Raw genomic sequence first — 26,819 nt, 5'->3', positions numbered from 1 at the left:
CATTTTAGTTCATTTTCAATTTAATTCATAAATCTATGTCATGTAAAAAGCTATTAACTCTCGTATTACTCATTACGTTAGTAGCATCCTGTAAAAAGAAAGAAGTAGAAACCGACAACATTTTTAAGTTTAAAGAATACATTAGTTACACCACGGCCGGTATGGTTTCGGTTGCAGAACCTATTCGAATTAATTTAGCAAAGGATGTAGATGGATGGAAAACGGGTGATGTTATTACAGACAACATCGTAAAAATCACACCTCATGCTCAAGGAAAACTATCGGTTGCCAATTCGCATACCTTAATTTTTACTCCTAATGAAGATTTAGAACCCGCCACCGAATATACCGTTGATGTAAAACTGGATGATATTTACAAAACCATTGAAAAAGGTTATGAAACCTATACTTTTCAGTTTAAAACCATAACACCAAGCTTTACCATTGTTACGAATAACTTACAATCTTACAGTAAAAATTGGCAGTACTTAACTGCTGTTATGCGCTCTGCCGACATAATGTCTTTAGAACATGCCAAACAATTGGTTGAAGCGTCTCAAGAAAGAAAAAAACTATCGATTATTTTTAATGAATACAACGAAAAAGCGAAGGTTTTTGAGTTTAAAATTGACAGTATCAATCGTAAAATTGAAGATAGTAAAATCACTGTAAAATGGAATGGAAAACCCATTAAAGCAGAAAACGAAGGCGAAAATGAAATTGAAATTCCAGGTATAAATAACTTCACTATTGTTGATGTAGATGTGATTCAAGCACCAGAACAATACTTATCCATCAACTTTTCCGATGCCCTTAAAAAACAGCAGAATTTCGATGGTTTGGTAACGCTTCAAAAAGTGAAAAACCCAAAATATATTGTGGATGGTAATGTTCTAAAAGTGTATCCAGACACCAAATTGGTTGGCAATATTCAGGTGGATGTGTTTCAAGGCATTACCAATTCCGAAGGCTATAAACTTAAAAAACCGTTTTCTGAAACTATTGCTTTTGAATCCATAAAACCGCAGGTTCGCTTGATTAGCAATGGCACGATTTTACCAAATTCGCAAGATTTAAAATTCAATTTTGAAGCCGTAAACCTGAAGGCTGTTGATGTTAGAATCATTAAAATTTTTGAAGACAATATTCTTCAATTTTTACAGGACGGAAACCTAAATAGCAATAACGCCTATAACATCCGAAAAGTTGGCCGACGCATTGCAAAACAGACCATTCAACTACAAACCGAAGCCGAAAACACTGGAAAATGGAAGGCTTATAGCATCGATTTATCCAAGTTTTTTCAGGCGGATTCCGGTGCTATTTATCGTGTAGAGGTGAGTTTCAATAAGAATTATTCACTTTATGATTGTTCTTCAAGTGCATCTAATAACACTTCCGAAGAAGATGAATACTACGAAGCCGATTATGCAGAAACCTCAACAGATGATGAAGACTTAAGAGAAGAAGAATATTGGGATAATTTAACCTATCGCTACAAAAATTACAGTTATAATTGGCGCGAACAGGATAACCCGTGCCACGATGCTTTCTACAACGAACGCAAAATAGTATCTCAAAATTTAATCGCTTCAAACCTAGGGGTTATTGCCAAACAAGGCGCTAACAATTCCTATTATTTTGCAGTCACCGATATTTTAACCACCAACCCAGAATCCAATGCCACGGTTAAACTTTACAATTATCAACAGCAAGAATTGGCAAGCCGAAATACCGATAATGATGGCTTAACCCTTTTCGATTTGGGCAAAAACGCTGCTTTTGCCATCGTTAGAAAAGGCAATAATACAACCTACGTGAAACTCGCCGATGGCAACTCGCTTTCGCTTAGTAAATTTGATGTTTCGGGAAACAAAACGCAACGCGGACTTAAAGGTTACATTTATGGCGAACGCGGTGTTTGGCGCCCTGGAGACACACTTCATTTAACGTTTATGTTGAATGACAAGTCGAACCCGCTTCCAAAAGGCCATCCGGTCAAAATGGAAATTACGGACCCTAATGGCAAGTTGGTTTATAAAAACATCACAGCCAATACCCTTAATAACTTCTATAAATTTACGGTTCCAACGTCGACCGAAGATAAAACTGGAAATTACAACGCCAAAGTATCGGTTGGTGGTGCTACATTTTACAAAGGTTTAAAAATTGAAACGGTTAAACCCAACCGACTAAAAATTAAAGTAAATTTTGAAAATGAAATCCTAACCAACAAAAATCCTTTACAAGGCACTTTAGATATTGCATGGCTTCATGGTGCTCCTGGAAAAAATTTAAAGGCTGAAGTCAAAGCGAAGTTTAGCACATCGTATTCCAGTTTTAAAAACTATAAAGATTACACCTTTATCGACCCAACCCGACAATACAGAGCGGAAGAAATCAATGTTTTTGAAGGCAAAGTCGATGAAAAGGGAACTGTCAACATCAATAGTAAATTATCCGTTGGAAAAAATGCTCCGGGCATGTTGAATGTGCAATTTTTGGTTCGTGCTTTTGAAAATGGTGGTGATTTTTCCATGGATGCCTTCACTAAAACTTATGCCCCTTACGACGCATTTGTCGGGCTGAAATCTCCAAAAGGAAACAACTATGGCTCATTGTACACAGATGAAAACCAAACCTTTGATGTTGTAACCGTTGATGCCTTTGGAATGCCTGTAAAACGAAATAACCTTCAAGTTAAAGTCTATAAAATTGAATGGCGCTGGTGGTGGAATTCATCCTACGACAACCTATCCAGTTACATGTCTAGCACTTATCACCGCCCATATTTAGACACCAAAGTGATTACCGATGCCAACGGAAAAGGAAGCTTTAATTTAAAAATTCCAGAGCATGAACGCGGTAGATATTTAATCAGAATTGTTGACCCAAAAAGTGGTCATGCCACAGGAAAAACGGCCTATTTCTACAAAAATTGGTACACGCCGCCAGATGATAAAGAAGCTGCTAAAATGTTGGTGTTTTCAGCAGACAAAGAACATTATAATGTGGGTGAGACGGCAAAAATAAAATTTCAATCTGGTAGTGAAGGTCGTGCTTTGGTAAGTATTGAAAACGGTTCTGAAGTGTTAGATTACAAATGGATTAAAACCACAAAGGGTGAAACCAAAGTGGATATCCCCATAACCTCTTTAATGGCGCCCAATGTGTTTGTAAATATTTCGCTATTGCAACCCCATGCGGTAACAGAAAACGATTTACCTATCCGGTTATATGGCGTTATTCCCATTATGGTTGAAGACCCCAGCACCAAACTGGAACCCCTTTTAAAAATGCCCGATGTTTTAAAACCAGAACAAACTTTCAAAGTTTCGGTTTCAGAAAAAAATAACAAACCCATGACCTATACCATCGCCATGGTTGAAGAAGGTCTGCTGGATTTAACCCGATTTAAAACTCCAAATGCTTGGAATGAATTTTACAAACGAGAAGCTTTGGGCGTAAAAACATGGGATGTTTTTGATGATGTTATTGGCGCGTATTCGGGAAGTATTGACCAAGTGTTTGCCATTGGTGGCGATGGTAGTGCCCTCGCAGGAAAAAACAAAAAAGCCAACCGGTTTAAACCTGTGGCCACCTATTTAGGGCCTTTCAATTTGGAGGCTGGAAAAAGCGCAACGCATCAACTTAAAATGCCCAATTATATTGGCGCGGTGCGAACCATGGTGGTGGCTGGAAATGCCAAAACCGAAGCTTATGGCAGCACCGATAAGTCGGTTCAAGTTAAAAAACCGCTGATGGTTTTAGCGTCGCTTCCACGGAAATTAAGTCCCGGTGAAAAAGTAACACTACCTGTCACTGTTTTTGCCATGGAACCAAAAGTCAAAAATGTAAATATCAGTTTAAAATTGAGCAGTGGTATTTCGGTTGTAGGTGACGCAAATAAAACCTTAAGTTTTGCAAAACCTGATGAGCAAATGACATATTTTGAACTCGATGTAAGCAAAGCTAAAGGCATCAATACCGTAGAAGTGGTTGCCACCGGAAATGGTGAAAAATCGACTTATAAGGTGGAATTGGATGTTGTTAACCCCAATCCGATAACCTCAAAATCAATAGATAGAGTCCTTACTGAAAATGCATCAGAAACCATTGCGTTTTCAACCTTTGGTGTTTCGGGAACCAATTCGGCTACCATTGAATTCTCTACATTACCTCCAATGGATTTTTCTCGAAGGTTACAATATTTAATTCGGTATCCACATGGCTGTGCAGAACAGACCACATCTGGGGTATTTCCCCAGTTATTCTTAGGTGATATCTTCGATTTAAACTTAGACAAAAAACAGGATATCCAATCCAATATTGAAAACGGTATCAAACGATTAGCACATTTTCAGCAACCTAATGGCGGTATGAGTTATTGGATGGGTGAAAGTTCAACCAATGATTGGGGCACCAGTTATGCCGGTCATTTTATGATTGAAGCCGAAAAGAAAGGTTTCGTTTTACCGCTTACGTTTAAAAACAATTGGTTGCAATACCAAAAGCAAGCTGCTAGAGATTGGCGCCCAAGCTACCGAACGTATAATTCCGATTTAGCCCAGGCTTACAGATTGTACACCTTGGCTTTAGCTGGAAGTCCGGATTTGGCAGCTATGAACCGCTTACGGGAATTTTCAGAAATTTCCAACGAAGCTAAATGGCGTTTGGCAGCTGCCTATGCACTAGCGGGACAAAACGAAGCGAGTGAAACCATTTCAAAATCGGCAAACATTAATTTTCAGCCGTCAAGATATAACTATTACACCTATGGTTCGGTAGACAGAAATCGTGCAATGGCCTTAGAAACTATGGTTTTAACCAAAAATTCTAAAATGCGAGACCTTGCCGAATATATCGCCAAAAATTTATCGAGCAATCGTTGGATGAGCACCCAAACCACGGCTTATAGCTTATTGGCTATGGCAAAAATGGTAAAAGCCAATGGAGGAAAAGCACTCAAAGTAAATTATTCCATCAATGGTAAACAGGAAACTATCGAAACCAACAATGCGATTGCACAACGCTCTTTAAGTGTTGTTGATGGGCAAAATTCCATTTCAATAAAAAATGAAATTAATAATGTGGTCTATGTTCGTGTTTTAAATTCAGGAAAACTGCCTTTAGGCAAGGAAATTTCAGAGCAACGCGGTTTAAGTGTTTCCGTTAATTACACCGATTTAAAAGGCAATAAAATAGATGTTTCCAAATTACAACAAGGACAAGATTTTGTTGCTAAAGTGAGTGTAAGCAATCTGAAAAGCGAGAAAGTAAACGATGTGGCTTTAACGCAAATATTTCCATCGGGTTGGGAAATTGTGAACACCCGTTTTACCGCTTTTGGCGACACTACTTCAAGTCAAGCACGTTATACTGATATTAGGGACGACCGTGTAAATTTTTATTTCGATTTACCACAGAAAAGCAAAAATGGCACCAAAAATTTTAGTGTGATGCTAAATGCATCGTATTTAGGAACCTACTATCTATATGGCATTCAAGCAGAAGCCATGTATGATAATGATTATTTAGTAAGAACAAAAGGACAATGGGTGACTGTTGAGAAATAAAATGAAAAACTTCAAACCATACTACGCCGTTATTTTCACTTCAACCCAAAAAGAAAACATTGAAGGCTATACTGAAATGGCCAACAAAATAGAAGCCTTAGCAAAAGAGCAAACTGGTTTTTTAGGTATGGATACTGCCCGAAATGAAATTGGCATTACGGTAAGCTACTGGAAAACTTTAGAAGCCATAAAAAACTGGAAAGCACAAACAGACCACCAATTGGCCCAACAAAAAGGCCAACAAGATTGGTACAGTTGGTACAACGTGCGAATATGTAAGGTGGAACATGAGTATGAGTTCAGAATTTAACGTCATTAGGAGTTATAATTGATAATAATAGCCTACATAAAGCGCAACAAAATCAAATCAGCAGTAATTGTTGTCTTGCTTTTTGCCTATTATTTTTGTTTACCAAAACAGTTATTCAAAGCCCCAACAGCTACTGTAATTACAAGCACCAATGACGAACTATTAGGAGCCCAAATAGCAAACGACGGCCAATGGCGCTTCCCGAAAAACGATAGTGTCCCTGCTAAATTTAAAACCTGTATCGTCCAATTTGAGGATGCCTATTTTTATAAACATCCTGGTTTTAATCCAGTTTCCATTTTTAAAGCATTACGTGATAATTTAAAATCAGGAACCGTAAAACGTGGTGGCAGCACTTTAACCCAACAGGTCATTCGCTTGTCCAGACAAAATCAAAAACGTACCTATTTTGAAAAACTTATTGAGCTGATTCTAGCCACGCGTTTGGAATTCCGCGAAAGTAAAGAGCAAATTTTAGCCTACTATTCCAGTAATGCGCCTTTCGGTGGAAACGTAGTTGGATTGGATGCCGCATCGTGGCGTTATTTTAATAGAAGTGCCAACCAACTCTCATGGGCAGAAAGCGCCACCTTGGCCGTTTTGCCAAACGCTCCAAGCCTTATCTATCCTGGTAAAAATCAAGAAAAATTACAAAAAAAACGTAATACACTGCTTCAAAAACTACTTGAAAACCACATAATAGACACATTAACTTACAAACTTTCCATTGCAGAAGGTTTACCTCAAAAGCCATATCCTTTACCACAAATTGCTCCGCATTTACTCCAAAAAGTTTCAAAAAAATACAACGGAACATACATCCAAACTACAATTAAAAAACCATTACAACAGCGTGTTAACCATATTGTAAAAACACATTATAATCAATTAAGTCAGAATGAAATTTACAACGCTGCCGTTTTAATATTAGATGTAAAAACCCGTAACGTTTTGGCTTATGTTGGTAATACGCCAACCGATAAATCGCACCAAAAAGACGTAGATATTATTGATAAACCCAGAAGCACCGGTAGTATTTTAAAGCCTTTTTTATACGCCTCGATGTTAGATGCTGGTGATATTTTACCCAATACCTTGGTTGCTGATGTTCCTACTCAATATGGAAGCTATAACCCAGAAAACTTCAACAAAACCTATGATGGTGCCGTGTCCGTAAGTCGGGCGCTGTCTCGGTCTTTGAATGTTCCAGCCGTGCGAATGCTTCAAGATTTTGGCTTGGATCGGTTTTACCATTATTTAAAAACCCTTCAGCTTAAAGATTTAAAATACAACGCCAATCATTATGGTTTGTCGCTTATTTTGGGTGGTGCCGAAAGTAATTTGTGGGATTTGTGCAAAAGTTACGCCGCACTTTCTTCAACTTTAAATCATTTTACCGAAACCTCGAGTGAATATTTTACTAATGAATTTTGTGAGCCTACCTTTTTAGCTTTGGAAAACATTGACTTTGGAAAAAAGACTTCGGATAAAACCCTTTTTGATGCGGCTTCCATTTATTTAACTTATGAAAGTTTAAAGGAAGTCAACAGACCCGAAGGTGATGAAAGTTGGGAGTTTTTCGATGGCTCGAAACAAATCGCATGGAAAACAGGAACTAGTTTCGGTTTTCGTGATGCTTGGGCCATTGGTACCACAAAAGATTACGTAGTTGGTGTTTGGGTAGGCAATGCCGATGGCGAAGGTAGACCCGGCTTGGTTGGTGTACAATCTGCCGCACCGATTTTATTTGATGTTTTCGATATTTTACCCAACAGCGACTGGTTTGACAAACCTTTTGATGAAATGCAGGAAGTCTCAATTTGTAAAAAAAGTGGTCACAGGGCTTCGCCAAATTGTGATGAGGTGGAAGAAAAATTCATCCAGTTAAGTGGTCTGAAAACAAAACCTTGTCCGTATCATGTTTTGGTGCATTTGGATAAAACTGAAAGCTATCAAGTCAACTCTTCTTGTGAAGATATTTCTAACATTACAAATAAATCGTGGTTTGTTCTGCCTCCTGTAACGGCCCATTACTATAAAACTAAAAATCCGTTTTACATACCTTTGCCGAAATTTAGGGATGACTGTTTGGGTGATAATGCCATATCTATGCAGTTTATTTACCCAAACGAAAACAATACTGTTTTTCTACCTAAAGGTTTTGATGGAAACACGAACGATTTAGTTTTAAAAATAGCCCATTCTAAGCCCAAATGTACTCTGTTTTGGTATGTTGATGATACTTACGTTGGAAACACTAAAGACATCCATGAATTGGCTATTGTTCCGGAAATAGGAAAACATTTAATTACCGCAGTTGATGAATTTGGAAATGAAGCGAAAAGATGGATTACAATTTCGGAATAAGCTAATTTTAATAACCTTTTTAATCATACTGTAATCTGATTTAAAAGCCCCTGTTTTTTCAGTTTTTAGAATTTGAAGGTCGTTAGACACCTAAATATGATCTAACGAAATAAAAGAAAATACCCAAAATATTGAAGAGCAGATAAATGCCCTTTGTTATTTATCGTAATGAAAAGCCTTTGGCCGCCCACCATGGGTGCATTTCAATTTCTAAACGACCGGCTTTTACCATGGGATCGGCATTGGCTAAACTATCAGCCATTTTTAAAGTAGGTACATTATAAATAGTAACACCCCGAATATCGCCGTTATCTCCAAAAGGTCCAGATATATCGGCATAACCAAGCTCATACATTTTGCTCAAGTGTGCTAAATGTTCTTTTTGCAGATCGGCTGCTTCTTCTTCGTTCTGCCCCCTAATAGGCCCTGTTTTTAAAAATGCCATAAAATATTGCTGCATCAAAATAGTATCGTTGGTTTTTTCATCAACATAATCAAAGGTTTTAAAGCCCTTTTCCGTCAGTTCTTTTTTGATTTGACTGGTTGATTTTTTAACTACTTTGTTAGTAGGTGCCTCAACCACAGAGCTTATAGAATCGATTGATTTTTCAACAGTTTCTAAACTTTCGTTTTCAGAAGTTTTAGTTTCTGATTGATCTTTGCAACTAAATATTAATACAATAATCAATAAAACAATTAGGTTTCTAATCATAGCTTCCAAGTTTTAAATGGTTTTTTACTTAATTGGGCGTTATAATATTTCGGGTTTCCCGTTACCTCAGCACCAAGCCAATTTGGCCTTTCAAAGATTTCATTTTCGTGGTTTAGCTCCACCTCGGCAACTACCAGCCCTTCATTTTCACCAAAAAACTCGTCTATCTCAAAAGTATGGTTTTTTAGTTTTACTTCATAGCGTATTTTATCTATGATGCCCGATTCACAAAGATTTAACAACTCCTTAGCATCTTTAGCTGTAATTTCCTTTTCCCACTCAAAACGTGACAACCCATCCTTTGATGACAACCCTTTTACCGTTAAGAATCCCAAATCGCCCATTAATCGTACCCTAACCGTTCTTTCTTTATGTGTATTTAAAAACCCTTGAATAAGGGGTACTTTGTTATGGGCTTCTTCCTTAAATGCATCCGAAGACACTAAAAATTTACGTTCTATTTCTATCATAATCATTTCCGAGAAAGCGGTACTTGTCTATTTTTTAACTTCAATTTAAAAAATGAAGATAACCTATTTTTCTTTTAACTAAATATAGATTCCCGCCTCATTAGGAATTTATAAATTTACAGCATGTCTGCCGATTTACCAATTAGAAAAATTATTCATGTGGATATGGATGCCTTTTACGCATCGGTAGAACAAATGGACCAACCCAACCTCCAAGGCAAACCTATAGCCGTTGGTGGTGGAGGGAAGCGCGGGGTGGTTAGCGCTGCCAGTTATGAGGCCAGAAAATTTGGTGTTAAAAGTGCCATGGCTGGTAGTTTAGCCGTTAAATTATGTCCTAATTTGATTTTTGTGAGGCCTCGTTTTGACCGATATACTGAAATTTCAAAAAAGATAAGAGCTATTTTTTACGATTACACCGACTTGGTGGAACCGCTTTCTCTAGATGAAGCTTATTTAGACGTAACGGAAAACAAAAAAGGCAACCCCAGTGCTTCGCTCTTAGCAAAAGAAATCCGAGAACGCATTTTTAATGAGATTGGTTTGACCGCTTCGGCCGGTATTTCTATCAATAAATTTATTGCTAAAGTGGCTAGCGATTACAACAAACCTAACGGACAAAAAACCGTAAACCCAGAGGAGGTTATTCCATTTTTGGAGGAATTGGATATTAGAAAATTTTATGGTGTTGGCAAAGTAACCGCTGAAAAAATGTATCAAAAAGGCATTTTTACTGGATTGGATTTAAAACAGAAATCCATAGACTTTTTAAATGAACATTTTGGTAAATCTGGACAATATTATTTCCACGTTGTTAGAGGTATTCACACAAGTAAAGTAAAACCAAATCGAATTCGAAAAAGTTTGGCTGCCGAACGTACTTTTTCTGAAAATCTATCGAGTGAAGTGTTTATGGTTGAAAAACTGGAGCACATTGCCAAAGAGGTTTCAAGACGACTAGCCAAAGGCCAAGTCTCTGGAAAAACGGTAACATTAAAAATAAAATACAGCGATTTTAGCCAACAAACCAGAAGCAAGACGCTTCCCTATTTTATCAGAGATAACAGTATGATACTGGAAACCGCAAAAGAACTTTTATACCAAGAGCATCTAAAAAACTCTGTGCGTCTGTTGGGTATTAGTTTATCTAACCTTGACACTGAAAAGTCTAATAAGCCCCAACCATCTAAAAGTGTTAGTGTGCAACTCAAGTTTGAGTTTTAACATTTGGAAACTGGTTCGCCTTGTTGAGCAAATTAGGCAAAACCATTTATTAAATATCCTGACGTTTAAAAATACAGCATAAGAAAACAAGCCTAATGGTGCAGCCAAAAAAATAAAATTTTCAATTTATATCTTAAAAAAAATATGTACGTTTGCACCACTAATAAAACAAAGAAAGATGTCGTTTTCAGATTTATTTGACAGTGGGTTTAAAAAGCGTAACGAAAGTCATTTTGCAGCGATTGTTCGTGTGGCTATGGATGATGGAATTATTACTCCTGACGAACAAGCGTTTTTAGATAGACTGGCCCGTAATTTGGATATTAGCCAAGAGGATTATAAATCAATTTTAAAGAATTATAAATCCCACCCTATTAACCCACCAGTATCTTACGACAGGCGTTTAGAACGTTTATATGATTTAGTGCGCATGGTACATGTTGACCAAATTAAAGGTGACCCAGAGCATAAACTTTTAAATAAAATAGGTGTTGGCTTAGGGTTTCATGCCGTAAACGTAAAATACATTGTGGACAAAGCATTAACTTTGGTAAATAACGGTACAGACTTGGATACTTTTGTAGACCAAATAAAAAACATGAACAAATAATATATCCAATAAAACTATATAAATTTAAGCGTCCAAAATTTTGGGCGCTTTTTTTATATAACACCTATTTATGCAACTTTAATTGGATGCGCTTTCGTGAAATGTCGACGTCCAATACCTTTACAATAATCTGTTGGTGTAAATATACATGCTCGTTAACATCTTTCACAAAACCATCGGATAGATTAGATACGTGAATCAATCCACTTTCTTTTATGCCTACATCTACAAAGCATCCAAAATTAGTGATGTTATTTACAATACCAGGCAGAAGTTGGCCTTCATGTAAATCATCAATCGCTTTTATGTTTTGGTTAAATGTAAAAACCTTGGCTTGCTCACGAATATCCAAACCGGGTTTTTCCAGTTCTTTTATAATATCCTGAAGCGTTGGTAACCCGACCAATTCACTACAATACCTTTTTAAATCGATACTTTGAAGGAGTGATTTATTACCAATTAAATCTTGAACAGACTTACCCAAATCTTTAGCCATTTTTTCTACAACTGGATAACTTTCAGGGTGTACGGCTGAATCGTCCAATGGATTTTCAGCATCCTTAATTCTTAAAAAGGCAGCCGCCTGCTCAAACGCTTTATCGCCCAATCGAGGTACTTTTTTAATAGCATTTCTGGTTGAAAATGGCCCGTTTTCATTTCTGTATTTAAACACGTTTTCTGCCAATTTTGTCCCAATTCCCGAAACGTAACTCAACAAACTTTTGCTAGCGGTGTTAATGTTTACACCCACGGCGTTGACGCAATTTTCAACTACCATTCCCAGCGATTTTTGCAACTTGGTTTGGTCAACATCGTGCTGGTATTGCCCCACTCCAATAGATTTAGCATCTATTTTTACCAGTTCGGCCAAGGGGTCTTGAAGTCTTCTGCCAATAGAAACTGCACCGCGCACCGTAACATCGTAATTAGGAAATTCTTCACGGGCAATTTTTGAAGCCGAATATATACTGGCACCGGCCTCGCTAACTACAAACACCTGAATATCGTTTTTAAAACGAATTTTTCTGATTAAAGCTTCCGTCTCTCTTGATGCCGTTCCATTACCAATCGCAATAGCTTCAATTTTATAGGCATCGCAAAGGGAGCTTATCTTTTTTATGGCACCTGTGGAATCGTTTTTTGGTGGATGCGGGTAAATGGTTTCGTTATATTTTAATTGGCCTTGGGCATCGAGACACACTACTTTACAACCCGTTCGGAATCCGGGGTCGATAGCCAAAACCCGTTTTTCTCCCAAGGGCGAACCCAGTAGTAATTGCTTTAAATTTTTTGCAAATACGGAAATGGCCGATTCATCGGCTTTTTCTTTGGCTACTTGTAAGGCCTCATTACTTAACGAAGGCAGTAAAAGACGTTTATAAGCATCTTTTATAGCGGTTTCAATTTGGTCTGAACACGCATTGTTACTTTTTATAATTATGTTTTCTATTTTGTTTAAGACGCGTTCGTTATCTATTTCAATTTTCAAACGAATGAAGCCCTCGTTTTCAGCTCTTAAAATGGCCAGTAACCGATGGGATGGGATTCTGCTTAAATTCTCTTCCCAATCAAAATAATCCTTAAATTTTTGCGCCTTTTCTTCTCCCCTTTTTGTTTTTATCACTTTCGTGGAAATCATAGCGAAACGTTCCAACTGATAGCGGATATTGTTTCTAATATCGGTACGTTCGTTAATCCATTCAGCAATAATATGGCGTGCACCTTCTAAAGCATCTTCTGTTGATTGCACATCACCTTTTATATATTTATATGCAATGGATTCTACATCGTTGGCATTTTGTGCCATGATGATTTTAGCCAATGGCTCCAATCCGTTTTGTCGTGCTTTTTCAGCCTTGGTTTTTCTACTTTTCTTGTATGGTAAGTATAAATCTTCGAGCGTGGTTAAATCTTTGACCGATTCTATATTAAATTTTAAATCAGGCGATAAAACATCTTGTTCTTCTAAAGCCTTTAAAATGGCTTTCTTTCGCTTTTTTAGGGCTTCAAACTGCTCTTTAAATTTTACTATTTCACCTATTTGAACCTCATCTAAATTTCCCGTGGCCTCTTTTCTATAACGGGAAATAAACGGAATGGTGCAATCTTCACTTAATAATTGCAAAGTATTTTTAACCGATTGTAATGGCAGTTGGGTTTGTGTGGTAACGAAATCTATCATGGTTATTTTAAAAAAAACTGTCTAATTTTATAGGCTGACAATACCATCAGCGTATAAAACCAGACAGGTTTACTTTTGCTCTATTACTTAAAATATTAAGCCACTTTTTTAATCAAATCGAAACAAGGGCATTTTTTACAACGCTTGCTCTCATTTTTTTTAAACTTTTTACAGCAACTACTTTTAACTTTTTCAGGAAGTTCTATTCCTAGTTTGCGTAGTTTTTTTATGGCCTTTTTTTTCTTCTTTTTGCCCAAAACAGAATAATCTATTCAAAAATATAGGCGCAAAAATAAACTATTTTTATTCAATCTAAATAAGATTAAATGTTAAAAATTACGCAGGAGTATCTTGAACTGCTGTGGTAACGGTTAAATTTTGAATATCTCTATCGAATAAATACAATCCACCTTTATCATCACCAATCATATTTATTTTATCAAGTATAGTTCTTGCTACGGCTTCTTCTTCTATTTGTTCTGCTACATACCACTGTAAAAAGTTATGGGTTGCATAATCCTTTTCTTGAAGCGAAATATGAACTAATTCATTAATGCTTTGAGATACAAGAACTTCATGATCAAATAATTTTTCAAACATTTCTTTAAACGATTCAAAGGTAACATTTGGCGCTTTTAGTTCAGATATTTTAGCATGTCCACCACGTTCATTTACAAACTTTACTAATTTTAGCATATGTTCGCGTTCTTCATCACTTTGCGCATACATAAAATTAGCCACACCTTCTAGCCCTTTAACCTCAGCCCAACAAGCCATCGCTAAATATATTTGAGATGATTCTGCCTCTACTCTTATTTGACTGTTTAAAGCCTCTTCTATTTTTTTTGATAACATAATTGTCGTTTTTACGTAAAGTTACAGATTTCTTAATTTGTTTTAGAATCTACACGTTGATTTTTTATTGGTTCTCAACCAAATTTACGTCACAAAAAAGCCATTTTTATTCAAAAAAACGGCTTTCTCATAAAAATAAAATGTTTCTTCTTTTTAGTTTCCTGCTTGTGCCTTGGCTTCTTCAATCATTTTTTCATTCGGAAGAATCGCCACATTTACACGACGGTTTTTCGCTCGGCCTTCAGCAGTCGAATTATCATGTAAAGGTTGTGTCTCACCAAACCAATTGGTAGTTAACCTTCCACTACTTATACCATTGTTAGAAAGATAACTGGTTACGGCATAGGCTCTATTTTTTGATAAGGTCATATTGTATTCTTCTGAGCCCTGGCTATCGGTATGGCCAACCACAAGAATATTGGTATCTGGATATTCTTTAAATACACCTATGAGTTTATTTAACGTAGCTTGCGATGCTGAATTAATATTATATTTATCCGTTGCGAAATACACGCCACTACTCTCGTCAAAAGTAACAACAATACCATTATCAACACGTTCTACTTCGGCTCCAGGGATTTCCTCTTCAATTTTTTGGGCTTGCTTATCCATTTTGTTTCCTATCAGGACACCAGCACCGCCACCAACTACACCGCCAATTACGGCTCCTAGTTCACCATTGCCACCTTTGCCTACGTTGTTACCAATAATGGCTCCTAAAATGGCTCCACCAGTGGCTCCAATAACCGCTCCTTTTTGTTTGTTGTTTGCGTTTTGTACGGCTTTGCAATTAGTGAAACTAATGGCCAGCACAGTTGCTAATACTACAATTGATGTTTTCTTTATATATGTTTTCATATGTTTAAATTTTATTTTTTTATTGCTTGATGAAATTCATTGTAATAGTAAACGGTTGCCCTTGAACAGAAAGGGTTTGTTGCCACTGCATCATAGAATCGGATAAGGCTGTTAAACTCAATCTAAACCCTTGGTTGGTTTCTGATTTGTATTTTTCGTTAGTAGGTTTCAGCAAGAAATCGTAAAGTCCAGTTTCCGCATTAACCTCATCAATGGTGAAAACAAAGTAACGTTCACCATCAGAACAACTATTGTCGTTTATACTGTAAATCCCAGTATTATTGTTAGGCACGAATTGCCATGTGCTGCCTTCAAAACAAGCTTTTGAAGCATCGTTTAAAAGGGTAACGTTGTAAGTACCCGCCTCACTGTAATTAATATTGTTTAATACCCAATTACCCTTAATGACCTTTTTGGATGCGCGAACCGTTTTTGAAGTTCCGCAAGACAAGACACTAATTGAAATAAATAATAAAAGTAACTTTTTCATGTGTTAGTTTTTAATTAATATGCTTACCCTAATATACGAATTGGACTGCATTAAAAGATGTGGCGACAAACAAAACATTAACTCAAAAGCCATAAAATCTTATAGACAAAACCATTTTAACACACTCAATAACAAGATATTACACATGATTATATTTGCATGTTTGTAAAAATGGATTTAACAAGGAATTAACAAAGAACCTTGTTTTTTTACCCGGAAAAAAAGGAAAAATAATGTTTAACTCACCTGCAATCCATTAGATACATTTGTATCATCAGGATTAACAAAAACCAATTTACCATCGGCGCTTTCGGTCATTAAAATCATACCTTCACTTTCAACACCACGCAGTTTTCTTGGCGCCAAATTCACTAAAACGGTGACTTTTTTACCCACCACCTCTTCGACCGTAAAACTTTCTGCAATGCCAGAAACGATAGTTCTAACATCAATACCGGTGTCCACTTTTAACACCAATAGCTTTTTTGTTTTCGGCATTTTTTCGGCTTCTAGAATTGTGCCTACACGAATATCTAGTTTAGTGAAATCTTCAAATGTAATCCTTTCCTTTTGTGGCTCAACCACTTTGTTGGCTGCTTCGTTAGCTTTTTTACTAGCTTCTAATTTATCCAATTGTTTTTGAATGGTTTCGTCTTCAATTTTAGAGAATAGCAATTCTGCTTTTCCTATTTGGTGTCCTGCAAGAAGTAAGACTTCTTGGGTGCTTACGTCGTTCCAGGACATCTCAACCCCACTCGATGTGACATTCAAGATTGACTTTAGCTTTTTAGATGTAAAAGGCAAAAACGGTTCGCTTAAAGTGGCCAATGCACTGGATATTTGAAGTGCTATGTACATGATAGTTTGTGTGCGAACCTCATCAGTTTTTATCACTTTCCAAGGTTCGGCATCTGCCAGGTATTTGTTTCCCAAACGGGCTAAATTCATCAATTCTTGTCCGGCTTCCCTAAAACGGTAGCGTTCAATAGAACTGGCAATAACATCAGGATAGGCTTTAACCGCAGCTAAAGTTTCTTCATCAACTTGGGATAATTCCGAAGGTTCTGGCACAATACCGTTGTAATATTTGTTGGTTAAAACCAACACCCGATTTATAAAGTTACCGAAAATGGCCACCAACTCATTGTTATTTCTGGCTTGAAAATCTTTCCAAGTAAAATCGTTATCCTTTGTTTCTGGTGCATTAGCGGTTAACACATAACGCAACACATCTTGCTGGCCAGGAAATTCCTTTAAATATTCGGGCAACCAAACCGCCCAATTTTTTGAGGTTGAAAGTTTATTGCCTTCCAAGTTTAAAAACTCATTAGCTGGCACGTTATCGGGTAAAATGTAACTACCTTCAGCCTTTAGCATCGTTGGGAAAATAATACAGTGAAACACGATATTGTCTTTTCCGATAAAATGCACCAACTTGGTGTCTTTATCTTTCCAATAAGGTTCCCAATCTTTGCCTTCGCGCTCCGCCCATTCTTTGGTTGATGAGATGTAACCAATTGGAGCATCAAACCAAACGTACAACACTTTGCCCTCGCCACCTTCAACAGGCACGGGAATGCCCCAATCTAAATCGCGGGTTACGGCTCGTGGACGCAATCCGTCGTCAATCCATGATTTTACCTGGCCGTAAACATTAGGCTTCCAATCTTTTTTATGGCCTTCTAAAATCCATTCTTTTAAGAAATCTTCGTATTTATCCAAAGGCAAAAACCAGTGTTTTGTTTCTTTTAAAGTCGGTACGTTTCCAGTTAAGGCTGATTTTGGATTGATTAAATCGGTAGCGTTTAAACTAGTTCCGCAGTTTTCACATTGGTCACCATAAGCTTCTTCGTTACCACATTTTGGGCACGTTCCTGTCACAAAACGATCGGCCAAAAACTGGTTGGCCTTTTCGTCGTACAACTGCTCGGTGGTTTCTTCAATAAATTCACCTTTATCGTAAAGGGTTTTAAAAAACTCTGAAGCCGTTTCATGATGAACTTTCGCCGTAGTTCTCGAATAATTATCGTATGTAATACCAAAATCCTCAAACGATTTTTTAATAATAGCATGATATTTATCGACAACATTCTGAGGCGATACACCTTCGGTTTTTGCCTTTATGGTAATAGGCACGCCATGTTCGTCACTTCCACCAATAAATGCTACATCATTACCTGTTAACCGTAAGTAACGCACATAAATATCGGCAGGTACGTAAACTCCCGCCAAATGCCCAATATGAATGGGGCCATTAGTATAGGGTAATGCGGTTGTTACGGTATATCGTTTTGGTTTGTTCATCAATCTAAAAATTTATTAAATCATAATTCCGAAGGAAGTGCTAATTTGACAACCACATGAATTGAAGTTCTAGTTTAAGAGATACTTACGCTTCATTCGGAATGACAGTTTATTTTGAAGGCGTAAAAGTACACATTTTGTAAGCGATTTAGAAAAAAAATGTACATTTACATTATGAGTAAAAACCTAGTAACAACAAGCCTATTTTGTGTTATTTTATTCTTCGGAACAAAACTTGGTTTAGCACAGAATACTACTTTTGAAAAACAAAACAACACCTTGAAACAACCACCATACTTAAAAGCAGGCGATACCGTTGCCATTGTTGCTCCGTCGGGCATCTTAAAAAACAGAATAGGTGAAGTACAGCAAGCCCAAGTACTTTTAAAAAGTTGGGGGCTTAACTCTGTATTGGGCAAGCATGTTTTTAACCGAGACAATCACTTCGCTGGCACAGACGATGAGCGTTGTGAAGATTTCCAACAAGCGCTGGACGACCCTAAAATTAGTGCTATATGGTGTGCACGGGGGGGCTATGGCTCCGTTAGAATAATAGATAAATTGAATTGGACAAAATTTAAAGAAAACCCCAAATGGGTTATTGGGTATTCTGACATTACAGCCATTCACAACCAAATTCATAACGAAGGCGTTCAGAGTATTCACGCCATGATGTGTACTAGTTTACAAGACGATTTAAGCACTATTGAAGAAACCGTTTCGACATTTAAAGATGCTGTTTTCGGAAAACCGCTAGATTATATTTTAAAAGGGTCTAAATACAACAAAACAGGAACTTCTTCAGGCCAATTAGTTGGTGGCAACTTAACCATGTTGCATACCATGTTGGGCTCAAAAACCAGTATTGATATCTCTGGAAAAATATTGTTTATTGAAGAAATTGGAGAATATAAATACCATATCGACCGGATGTTACAAAGCTTAAAACGTGCCGGATATTTTGACAATTGCAAAGGTGTTGTTGTGGGCGATATGACCAAACTGAGAAAAAACACTACGCTTTGGGGAACTTCCATTGAGCAATTGGTTTTGGATGCGTTATCTGAATACAATTTTCCTATTGCATTCAATATGCCTGCTGGTCATGAAAAAGATAATCGAGCCATGATATTGGGAAGAACTATCGATTTGTATGTTGATAAAAACCAATCAACCATCCATTTTAAAGAATAGTCTCATCTAAAAACGACCTTGAATAGGGTTTTAACCCTATATATCTCTTAGTTTTTTATCGTATAAACTACTCACTTCGTAGAACAGGCTGTTTGTTAAACGGTCATAAGGTATCAATCAACTAATATTTTTAAAGTATATAAGAATATGTGATAATCTTGTACTGTTATAACCATTTAAACCCAAATATTATGATGAAAAAATTACAATGCCTAATAGCAGCAGCTGTTATTTTATTTTCTGCTAGTATGAGTGCTGACACAATAAAAAATTCGAACTTAAATTTAAACAATCCTGATATTCGTAAATGTCTATTAGATGCTACAAAATCTGAAGGATGGGAATTATCTTCCGTTTATCTAGATGCTAATGATAAATTAGTTATGATTTTTGATAAAGGTGATGACACAAAAATTTACACAAGTAAAGAAGTGTTTTCTAACTAAGGAATATTTTTAGTAAATACAAAGCCAACTAAACATTGCGTTAGTTGGCTTTTTTTATATCAATTCTTTTTGTAAAATGGTTTTAAACTCCAAACTGACTTAAATGATGGTCTAGATGTTTATAAAACATGTTGTTCCATTCTCGTTTGGTTAATTTTCCAAAAGAATGCGATTCCTTACCGTCAAAATAGTCTGGTCCTAGCTTTTGGGTTTGGATTAAAAAATTAATCAATCTCGTCTTTTCTTCAACAAAATTTTTAGTATCGGTTATCAAAAATTGGGGTGCAGTCCTGCTGTTTCTTTTGTATGGATTATCGCCTACAACTACATTCTTTACAAGTACTTTTAGCATAAATTTTGTAAATGCGTTGGGTTTTGGGTGTTTATCTTCATAAACCATTTCATAGGTCACATTGCAATGCGCCAACATTTGGTCTGCACTCATTTTACCCCATAACGGTTTAGCATCAGGCTTTAGCTGATTTATTCGGTCAATCACTGCATTCATCTGATTAATACTGAAGATATCTCCCATTGTTTGTTTGTTTTAATGGTTGTACTGCAATTTACCATTTTATATACCAAAATCAATGGTTTAAATATGACATCCCAAACGAATATTGTTAATTTAAAACATGATAAAGCTTAGGTTTCATTTGAGTTAAAATCAATTCTTTTTAAATTAATAAAACGAAAGCACGCTTCGTAATTTTATATAAAACAGTAGAAAAATGGATAAAAAAGAAAAGGGAAACTTTGAATTTGTAAAGGAAAGTAAAGATGATAAGCGAAATTATATTTTTCAAAAAGACGGAATCACTAAAAAAACAACCATACTGGTTATTACCTTTTTGGTTATTTTAATTTTAGCCGTGGTCTTCTCTGGTATTTTCTTCGAGTTCAACTAAAACCCACGTTCCTTTTGCAATTGCTCGTAGGCTGTTTGTACTTGTCTAAATTTTTCTTCAGCACCTTCTTGGTGTTCTTCTCCTAAATGCCGTACTTTATCAGGGTGGTATTTCTTGGCCATTTTACGGTATGCTTTTTTAACATCATCATCAGTAGCACTTTTATCAATTTCTAAAACTTTATACGCATTATCACTACTGTTGTAAAACATAGCTTTAATACTCGCGTAATCCCTTGAATTAATCCCCAAATAGCCCGAAATCGTATAAATTTGACGTTCTTCAGATTCGGTTACCATACCATCGGCTCTTGCAATGCCAAATAGAAAATGCATCAATTGTAAACGTGAAGGGTGGTCCATCATTTGTTTTATTTGCAAACACACAGGCCTTACCGAAACGTTTTGCTTGCTGATATTTTTAAAAAGTTTAAAGGCATGGTTGGCGCGCTCTTTTCCATACATGTTTAAAAACTGCTGCCTAACAAAATCCAATTCACGTTGGTCTTGTTTACCGTCAGCTTTTATGATAACTGAAGCTAAAATGAGCAAGCTTACCTCAAAATCGCCCGATTGCGTTTGCGGACGCTGTCGTGGTTGGGTGCGGTAAGTAGTTCTTCCTTCGTGAGGCCTTCCTTGCCCAATTAGCGGCTCGCTGCTTCCATTTGCTACCGAATCAATTAAACTGCCAATAGCCAAACCAATAATGGCACCAATGGGACCTCCAAAAGACCACCCCAGGGCGCCTCCTATCCATTTTGAAAAACTCATGTAAGTAATAGATTTTAATTATGACCAAATATAATATTTGTTAGTTGATTGCCTTAGCAATTTGTTACACAATTGGTATCTTTGCAATCCGAAAAAGTGTTAATTATAAAAATTTAAAAATATGTATCCAGCAGAATTAGTAAAACCTATGCGCGAGGACCTAACGAGCGTTGGTTTTGAAGAATTACATACCGCTGAGGCCGTTGATGCGGCTTTAGCAAAAGAAGGCACTACCCTTGTAGTTGTAAACTCAGTTTGTGGCTGTGCAGCAGCAAATGCACGCCCAGGCGCTAAAATAAGCTTACAGAATGCCAAAAAACCAGATCACATTGTAACGGTTTTTGCTGGTGTTGACAGAGAAGCCGTAGATACGGCACGTGGACATATGGTACCATTTCCACCAAGCTCACCCAGTATGGCTTTGTTTAAAGATGGAGAATTGGTGCACATGCTAGAGCGTCATCATATTGAAGGTCGCCCTGCAGAATTGATAGCAGAAAACCTAGTTGACGCTTACAACGAGCATTGCTAAACAGCAATTTAGTTTAAAAACACAAACCATGATTATTTATCATGGTTTTTTTTATGCCATTTATTGGTATTCCTTTAATTTTACGACATGCAAAAACTATTGTCATATCCGTTATCCGTTTTGTACTCCCTTTGCTTCGGACTAACATTGGTTATTTTTCACCCTATTCAATGGGTATGTTTCAATCTATTTGGTTATCAGGTGCACAAAAAAAGTGTAGACGCTTTGCAGTGGTCTTTAATGCGATGTGGCAATATTTTAGGCACACGATATTCTTTCATTAACAAATTTGAAATACCCACAAACAAACCCTTAATCATTGTAGCCAACCACCAAAGTTTTCATGATATCTATCCCATAACTTGGTTTATGCGGAAACACCACCCTAAGTTTATCAGTAAAATTGAATTAGGAAAAGGCATCCCGAGTGTTTCATACAATTTGCGCCATGGCGGTGCTGCGTTAATAGACAGAAAAAACCCAAGACAATCGTTACCTGCTCTCATGAAATTTGGGGAATATATTGAAAACAACAAGCATGCTGCCGTTATTTTTCCTGAAGGCACAAGAAGCAAAACGGGAAAACCAAAGCCTTTTCAAACAAGAGGTTTAGAAATCTTATTCAAAAAAATACCTTCGGCCACCGTGGTTCCCATAACCATCAATAATTCCTGGAAAATGTTCCGTTATGGGAATTTCCCACTAGGGCTGGGCAATCATTTAACATTTACTGTGCATAAACCCTTAGAATTAGCTACCTTTGTTAACAAGGGCGATTTACTTGAAAGTATTGAAACCACGATAACTGAACACGTAAAACATTAAACAAAAAAAATTAGGATGTCTTTAAAGAATAAGAGGTTAGAAGTCATGCAGTTTTTGGAAAAAGACGTTGATGCTTTAATGGAAAAGTATTTAATTCCCATTGATACTATTTGGCAACCTTCAGATTTTTTGCCAGATTCTGAAGTTACAGACGAGAACTTTTTTGAGGAAATAAAAGAAATAAGAGAACTAGCCAAAGAATTACCCTATGATTTTTGGGTGGTTTTGGTTGGCGATATGATTACAGAAGAAGCTTTACCAACATACGAGTCTTGGCTGATGGATGTTGAAGGAGTTAACCAAGTTGATGGTGGCGGAAACGGATGGTCTAAATGGGTAAAACAATGGACGGCCGAAGAAAACCGCCATGGCGATGTGCTTAACAAATACCTATATCTGTCCGGAAGGGTAAATATGAAAGAAATTGAAAGAACCACGCAACACCTTATTGCCGATGGTTTTGATATTGGTACAGACCGCGATCCATACAAAAACTTTGTTTATACCAGTTTTCAAGAATTAGCTACCTACGTGTCGCACAACCGTGTGGCAAAAATTGCTCGTAAAAAAGGCAATAAGCGTTTGGCTAAAATGTGCCAGATTATTTCGGGCGATGAAATGCGCCACCACCACGCTTACTCCGATTTTGTGGATCGTATTTTTAAAGTAGACCCAAGCCAAATGATGATGGCCTTTCATTACATGATGAAGCAAAAAATAACCATGCCAGCTCATTTCTTAAGAGAATCGGGCGACCAAATAGGTACAGCTTTCGAAGAGTTTTCCAATACAGCCCAGCGTATTGGGGTTTATACCTCAACCGACTATGTTGACATTCTGCAAAAATTAATAGAACGTTGGGAAATTGATAAAATAACAGGATTGGATGACGAAGCTGAAAAAGCCAGAGATTACCTGATGAAACTACCATCTAGAATGTACCGCTTGGCCGACCGTATGAAGATTCCTGAAAATTCATTCCAATTTAAATGGGTAGAACCAGCGGTTAACAAGTAAATATACATTTGAATATGAATCAATTCCTTTCTTAACCGAAAGGAATTTTTATTTTTATACCGTGGATACTCAAGAAAATATTATAAATAAAACCAAAACATTTGTAAAAGAAACACTTTCTAACGCCGAGAGCGGACACGATTGGTTTCATACGCAACGTGTTTTTAACAACGCGCTTCTAATCGCAAAAAACGAAGATGTCAATCAGTTTATTGTATCACTTGGGGCTTTACTTCATGATATTGCAGATAGCAAATTCCACAATGGTGATGAAACGATTGGTCCGAAAGTGGCTCGCGAATTTTTATCTGATTTAAATGTAAATTCAGACGTAGTTGACCACGTTATAAAAATTATCGAAAATATTTCTTTTAAGGGCGGCAATGAAGCCCAAACCTTCCAATCACCAGAATTGGACGTTATTCAAGATGCCGACCGCCTCGATGCCATTGGTGCCATTGGCATTGCTCGATGCTTCAATTACGGCGGATTTAAAAACAGGGCGCTTTACGACCCTGCCATTAAGCCCATTCTTAACATGAGCAAGGTTGAGTATAAAAACTCAACGGCACCAAGCATCAATCATTTTTATGAAAAGTTATTGCTTTTAAAAGATAGGATGAATACCAGAACAGGTAAAACCATTGCTTTTGAAAGACATAACTACATGCTTCAATTTTTAGATCAGTTTTACAAAGAATGGAATGGCGTCTCTTATCTCCAACAAAGTTTTAAATCACCTTCATAGCAACCACCAAACCTTATTTGGTTTGTATCATCAGCTTAATTTCCTTTCTGTAGTTTGAAGCGCTTTTACCTGTAATTTCGTTAAACTGCTTATTGAAATGCGAAAAATTATTGAATCCGCATTCGTAACAAATATCGGCAATACTCATTTGGCTTTCGTTTAAAAGCTTGGTTGCATGCACAACGCGATATTCGTTAACCAACTGTGTAAAGGTCTTTCCAGTCGATTTTTTAAAATAGCGGCAAAATGCGGGTACGGTCATACTTACTTCGGCTGCAATTTCATCTAGCGAAATGTGGTTTTGAAAGTTCTTATTAACGTATTTAAATATCACGTCGATTTTAGAACTATCTTGAGCCTCAGTCTCAAATGCAAAACCATCAGCATTTAATAAACTATAATCGTCTGTCTTAGCCAAATAATTCAGGATCTCTAAAAATTTCAAAACGCGTTTTAATCCATCATACTGTTTCAGTTTCTCAATTTTAGGACCTATCTTCCTTTTAGTTTCTAATTTAAAACGAATTCCTTTTTTGGCACGTTCAAATAGCGATACAATACCAGTCATTTCGGGTACGGTAAGGAAATCGTCGCCTAAAAAGTTAGATTTAAACTGTATGGTTGTTTCTGTTCCGTTAGCGGTTAATCTATCTGTAAAACCATTATGTGGCAAGTTGGAACCTATTAATATCAGTTGACTGTTGTTAAAATAAGACAAATGGTTGCCTATATGGGTCTTTCCTTGACCTTTATTTACATAGATTAACTCTAACTCTGGGTGAAAATGCCAATATGCACTATTTCTGTCTACAGACTCCACGTGCTGCTTTACGAACAACGAACTCCCAAAGCTTGGACTTATTTTTTTTAATGTGGGTTTCTTATTAATCATAACAAGGGGGCTTTTATGCAAATTTAATACTTATTATGCATACACTATATATGTAATTACCCTAATTATATGTTATTTTAACATTAAGGAGTATTAACATTCATTTAACAGTTAATATAGCATATAAATAAGTCAAAATTGATGTTTTTAAGGCTCTATATCCATCATATCTTTGTAACGTTGAACGACATGAAAACCCCAAGTCATAAAAACGTATTACAAAATACAATTCCCGGTTTAAATTTCTTCAGCATAAATAAATAAAAATCACTCTTTTAAAAGAGTTCATGATATTCATTAATAATTAGTTTAATGTCTTATTTAGTTTAGTTTAGTTGGTAAAGCGGGCTGTGGTGGCCCGCTTTTTTTTTCTTCAATTTTAAATAACTAAAACCAAAAATATAACTAAGTACATTTTTTGAAAATAAAATTGTATTGTTTCCTGTATATTAATATATCGATACATACAACAGATTGACAAAACTACTAATGCTAAATCCTTGCATTCATATTTAGTAAAATTTCAGGTCTAAGCTCAGCCAAATAAGCACTAGATATATTCTTTTAACCAAAACATATACCATATTGACCTTACATTTTCTTAACAATAAAATAACAGATAATTTAGCATACAAATACATCAATTTTAGTGTTTTACAAAATCCATTACCACTATAACTTTGCAGTGTTGAACGTTATTAAAAACACAAATTATGAAAAACGTAATCAGAAATACAAAAAAAGGAATCTTGATGGTAACCATGATGGCTGCCATGGCAAGTTTCGCTAGTGAAGGATTTAATTTAGAATTAAAAGGCAACGTAAACAAAACAGCGCTTGTATTAAATAATGTAAAAGTTGGAGACCTATTAACTATTAAGGATTATAACGGACTTATACTTTATAAAGAGTCAATAGCGTCTGCTGGAGTTTACAAAAAAGGATTTGACCTTTCTGCACTTCCGGATGGCAACTATTTCTTTGAAGTAGATAAATTCATAGAAATTAAAATTATACCATTTACGGTAAAGTCGAAAAAAGTTCTTTTCCATAAAGAAAATGAAGCTTCGGTTTTTAAACCCTACATCAGGCACAAAGATGGATCCATCCTGATCACCAAGCTTGCTCCGAAATTAGAGCCTTTAAAAGTTAAAATTTATGCCGACCATAATAGTGAGTACACTTTGTTATATTCTGATGTTGTTGAAAACACCAAAACTATTGAAAAAGCATACAAACTTGAAAAGGGCGGCGATTATAAAATAGAATTAAGTTCTGATAACAGAACCTACACGAAATTCATTAATAATTAGTTTAATGTCTTATTTAGTTTAGTTTAGTTGGTAAAGCGGGCTGTGGTGGCCCGCTTTTTTTTTACAACTTTTAATTTTATTAGCCTTAATTATAACCATTAACTAACTGTCTCTTCATCATTTTAATTTGCTCCCAATAAGTGCCCTATATTCTTTTCATCTCATACCAAACTTGTCTCGGCTCCTTAATAGGAATTAAAAAACAAAATTTTAAGA

Annotated in this window: 23 protein-coding genes; 13 read left to right on the top strand and 10 right to left on the bottom strand. The window is 36.4% G+C overall.

What is annotated here, in order from left to right; translation table 11 throughout:
- The first annotated feature begins 35 nt into the window (after positions 1-35).
- The 3 genes from ACIEHO_RS01185 to pbpC are packed head-to-tail and all read left to right on the top strand — an operon-like array spanning position 36 to position 8,253.
- Positions 36-5,576, top strand: a complete 5,541-nt coding sequence (locus ACIEHO_RS01185) for an MG2 domain-containing protein (protein ID WP_406967799.1) — start codon at positions 36-38, stop codon at positions 5,574-5,576.
- 1 nt (position 5,577) lies between these two features.
- On the top strand, positions 5,578-5,886 hold the full coding sequence (locus ACIEHO_RS01180) for an antibiotic biosynthesis monooxygenase family protein (protein WP_406967797.1): 309 nt from the start codon (positions 5,578-5,580) through the stop codon (positions 5,884-5,886).
- A gap of 18 nt (positions 5,887-5,904) precedes the next feature.
- Positions 5,905-8,253, top strand: coding sequence for a penicillin-binding protein 1C (pbpC, locus tag ACIEHO_RS01175; RefSeq protein WP_406967795.1), 2,349 nt, complete (start codon positions 5,905-5,907; stop codon positions 8,251-8,253).
- A 160-nt stretch (positions 8,254-8,413) separates the two neighbouring features.
- Here pbpC and ACIEHO_RS01170 read toward each other — a convergent pair whose 3' ends face one another.
- Together ACIEHO_RS01170 and ACIEHO_RS01165 are read right to left on the bottom strand one after the other, a co-directional pair.
- Positions 8,414-8,965: a YciI family protein gene (locus ACIEHO_RS01170; protein ID WP_406967793.1), complete on the bottom strand. Its 552-nt coding sequence runs from the start codon at positions 8,963-8,965 to the stop codon at positions 8,414-8,416.
- Positions 8,962-9,435 carry a CYTH domain-containing protein gene (locus ACIEHO_RS01165; protein ID WP_406967791.1) on the bottom strand — a complete coding sequence of 158 codons (474 nt, stop codon included), beginning with the start codon at positions 9,433-9,435 and terminating at the stop codon, positions 8,962-8,964. Before ACIEHO_RS01165 ends, ACIEHO_RS01170 begins: the two co-directional genes overlap by 4 nt.
- 123 nt (positions 9,436-9,558) lie before the next feature.
- On the opposite strand from ACIEHO_RS01165, the gene dinB reads away from it, so the two are divergent.
- Entirely contained in the window at positions 9,559-10,659 is a 1,101-nt protein-coding gene (gene dinB / locus ACIEHO_RS01160; RefSeq protein WP_406967789.1) for a DNA polymerase IV, read from the top strand.
- Positions 10,660-10,837: 178 nt separating this feature from the next.
- Positions 10,838-11,269 carry a tellurite resistance TerB family protein gene (locus ACIEHO_RS01155; protein ID WP_406967787.1) on the top strand — a complete coding sequence of 144 codons (432 nt, stop codon included), beginning with the start codon at positions 10,838-10,840 and terminating at the stop codon, positions 11,267-11,269.
- 64 nt (positions 11,270-11,333) lie between these two features.
- Here the strand turns inward: ACIEHO_RS01155 and ACIEHO_RS01150 are convergent, their stop codons facing one another.
- From ACIEHO_RS01150 to metG, 5 genes are all read right to left on the bottom strand, one after another.
- On the bottom strand, positions 11,334-13,451 hold the full coding sequence (locus tag ACIEHO_RS01150) for a Tex family protein (RefSeq protein WP_406967785.1): 2,118 nt from the start codon (positions 13,449-13,451) through the stop codon (positions 11,334-11,336).
- A 336-nt stretch (positions 13,452-13,787) separates the two neighbouring features.
- Positions 13,788-14,306, bottom strand: coding sequence for a ferritin (locus tag ACIEHO_RS01145; protein WP_406967783.1), 519 nt, complete (start codon positions 14,304-14,306; stop codon positions 13,788-13,790).
- A gap of 153 nt (positions 14,307-14,459) precedes the next feature.
- On the bottom strand, positions 14,460-15,164 hold the full coding sequence (locus tag ACIEHO_RS01140) for an OmpA family protein (RefSeq protein ID WP_406967781.1): 705 nt from the start codon (positions 15,162-15,164) through the stop codon (positions 14,460-14,462).
- A 19-nt stretch (positions 15,165-15,183) separates the two neighbouring features.
- Entirely contained in the window at positions 15,184-15,654 is a 471-nt protein-coding gene (locus tag ACIEHO_RS01135) for a lipocalin family protein (RefSeq protein ID WP_406967779.1), read from the bottom strand.
- 237 nt (positions 15,655-15,891) lie between these two features.
- Positions 15,892-17,958, bottom strand: coding sequence for a methionine--tRNA ligase (gene metG, locus ACIEHO_RS01130; protein WP_406967777.1), 2,067 nt, complete (start codon positions 17,956-17,958; stop codon positions 15,892-15,894).
- A gap of 174 nt (positions 17,959-18,132) precedes the next feature.
- On the opposite strand from metG, the gene ACIEHO_RS01125 reads away from it, so the two are divergent.
- Both ACIEHO_RS01125 and ACIEHO_RS01120 read left to right on the top strand, forming a co-directional pair.
- Positions 18,133-19,152: a S66 peptidase family protein gene (locus ACIEHO_RS01125; RefSeq protein WP_406967775.1), complete on the top strand. Its 1,020-nt coding sequence runs from the start codon at positions 18,133-18,135 to the stop codon at positions 19,150-19,152.
- A gap of 191 nt (positions 19,153-19,343) precedes the next feature.
- A complete protein-coding gene (locus ACIEHO_RS01120; RefSeq protein WP_406967773.1) occupies positions 19,344-19,598 on the top strand; it encodes a hypothetical protein in 255 nt (84 codons plus the stop codon).
- An 82-nt stretch (positions 19,599-19,680) separates the two neighbouring features.
- Here ACIEHO_RS01120 and ACIEHO_RS01115 read toward each other — a convergent pair whose 3' ends face one another.
- Positions 19,681-20,133 (bottom strand): DUF1569 domain-containing protein, encoded by a 453-nt coding sequence (locus tag ACIEHO_RS01115; RefSeq protein WP_406967771.1) that lies wholly within the window; start codon positions 20,131-20,133, stop codon positions 19,681-19,683.
- Between the two features lie 196 nt (positions 20,134-20,329).
- Between ACIEHO_RS01115 and ACIEHO_RS01110 the strand changes: the two genes are divergently transcribed.
- On the top strand, positions 20,330-20,506 hold the full coding sequence (locus tag ACIEHO_RS01110; protein WP_406967769.1) for a hypothetical protein: 177 nt from the start codon (positions 20,330-20,332) through the stop codon (positions 20,504-20,506).
- Here ACIEHO_RS01110 and ACIEHO_RS01105 read toward each other — a convergent pair.
- Positions 20,503-21,276: a TerB family tellurite resistance protein gene (locus ACIEHO_RS01105; protein ID WP_406967767.1), complete on the bottom strand. Its 774-nt coding sequence runs from the start codon at positions 21,274-21,276 to the stop codon at positions 20,503-20,505. The two genes, ACIEHO_RS01110 and ACIEHO_RS01105, sit on opposite strands and share 4 nt — an antisense overlap.
- A gap of 121 nt (positions 21,277-21,397) precedes the next feature.
- On the opposite strand from ACIEHO_RS01105, the gene ACIEHO_RS01100 reads away from it, so the two are divergent.
- The 4 genes from ACIEHO_RS01100 to ACIEHO_RS01085 all read left to right on the top strand — a co-directional run bounded on the left by ACIEHO_RS01100 (position 21,398) and on the right by ACIEHO_RS01085 (position 24,398).
- Positions 21,398-21,808, top strand: coding sequence for a BrxA/BrxB family bacilliredoxin (locus ACIEHO_RS01100; RefSeq protein WP_406967765.1), 411 nt, complete (start codon positions 21,398-21,400; stop codon positions 21,806-21,808).
- An 87-nt stretch (positions 21,809-21,895) separates the two neighbouring features.
- A complete protein-coding gene (locus tag ACIEHO_RS01095; protein WP_406967763.1) occupies positions 21,896-22,633 on the top strand; it encodes a lysophospholipid acyltransferase family protein in 738 nt (245 codons plus the stop codon).
- A 15-nt stretch (positions 22,634-22,648) separates the two neighbouring features.
- Complete coding sequence (locus tag ACIEHO_RS01090) at positions 22,649-23,650, top strand: acyl-ACP desaturase (RefSeq protein ID WP_406967761.1); 1,002 nt, start codon at positions 22,649-22,651, stop codon at positions 23,648-23,650.
- 61 nt (positions 23,651-23,711) lie between these two features.
- A complete protein-coding gene (locus tag ACIEHO_RS01085; RefSeq protein WP_406967759.1) occupies positions 23,712-24,398 on the top strand; it encodes an HD domain-containing protein in 687 nt (228 codons plus the stop codon).
- Between the two features lie 13 nt (positions 24,399-24,411).
- On the opposite strand, the gene ACIEHO_RS01080 is transcribed toward ACIEHO_RS01085, so the two are convergent.
- Positions 24,412-25,290: an AraC family transcriptional regulator gene (locus ACIEHO_RS01080; RefSeq protein WP_406967757.1), complete on the bottom strand. Its 879-nt coding sequence runs from the start codon at positions 25,288-25,290 to the stop codon at positions 24,412-24,414.
- A gap of 713 nt (positions 25,291-26,003) precedes the next feature.
- On the opposite strand from ACIEHO_RS01080, the gene ACIEHO_RS01075 reads away from it, so the two are divergent.
- Complete coding sequence (locus ACIEHO_RS01075) at positions 26,004-26,603, top strand: hypothetical protein (protein WP_406967755.1); 600 nt, start codon at positions 26,004-26,006, stop codon at positions 26,601-26,603.
- The last annotated feature ends 216 nt before the right edge of the window (positions 26,604-26,819 follow it).

It is taken from the genome of Flavisericum labens, assembly GCF_045446075.1.
Classification (GTDB): domain Bacteria; phylum Bacteroidota; class Bacteroidia; order Flavobacteriales; family Flavobacteriaceae; genus Flavisericum; species Flavisericum labens.
This window is presented reverse-complemented; position numbering and strand designations above follow the sequence as displayed.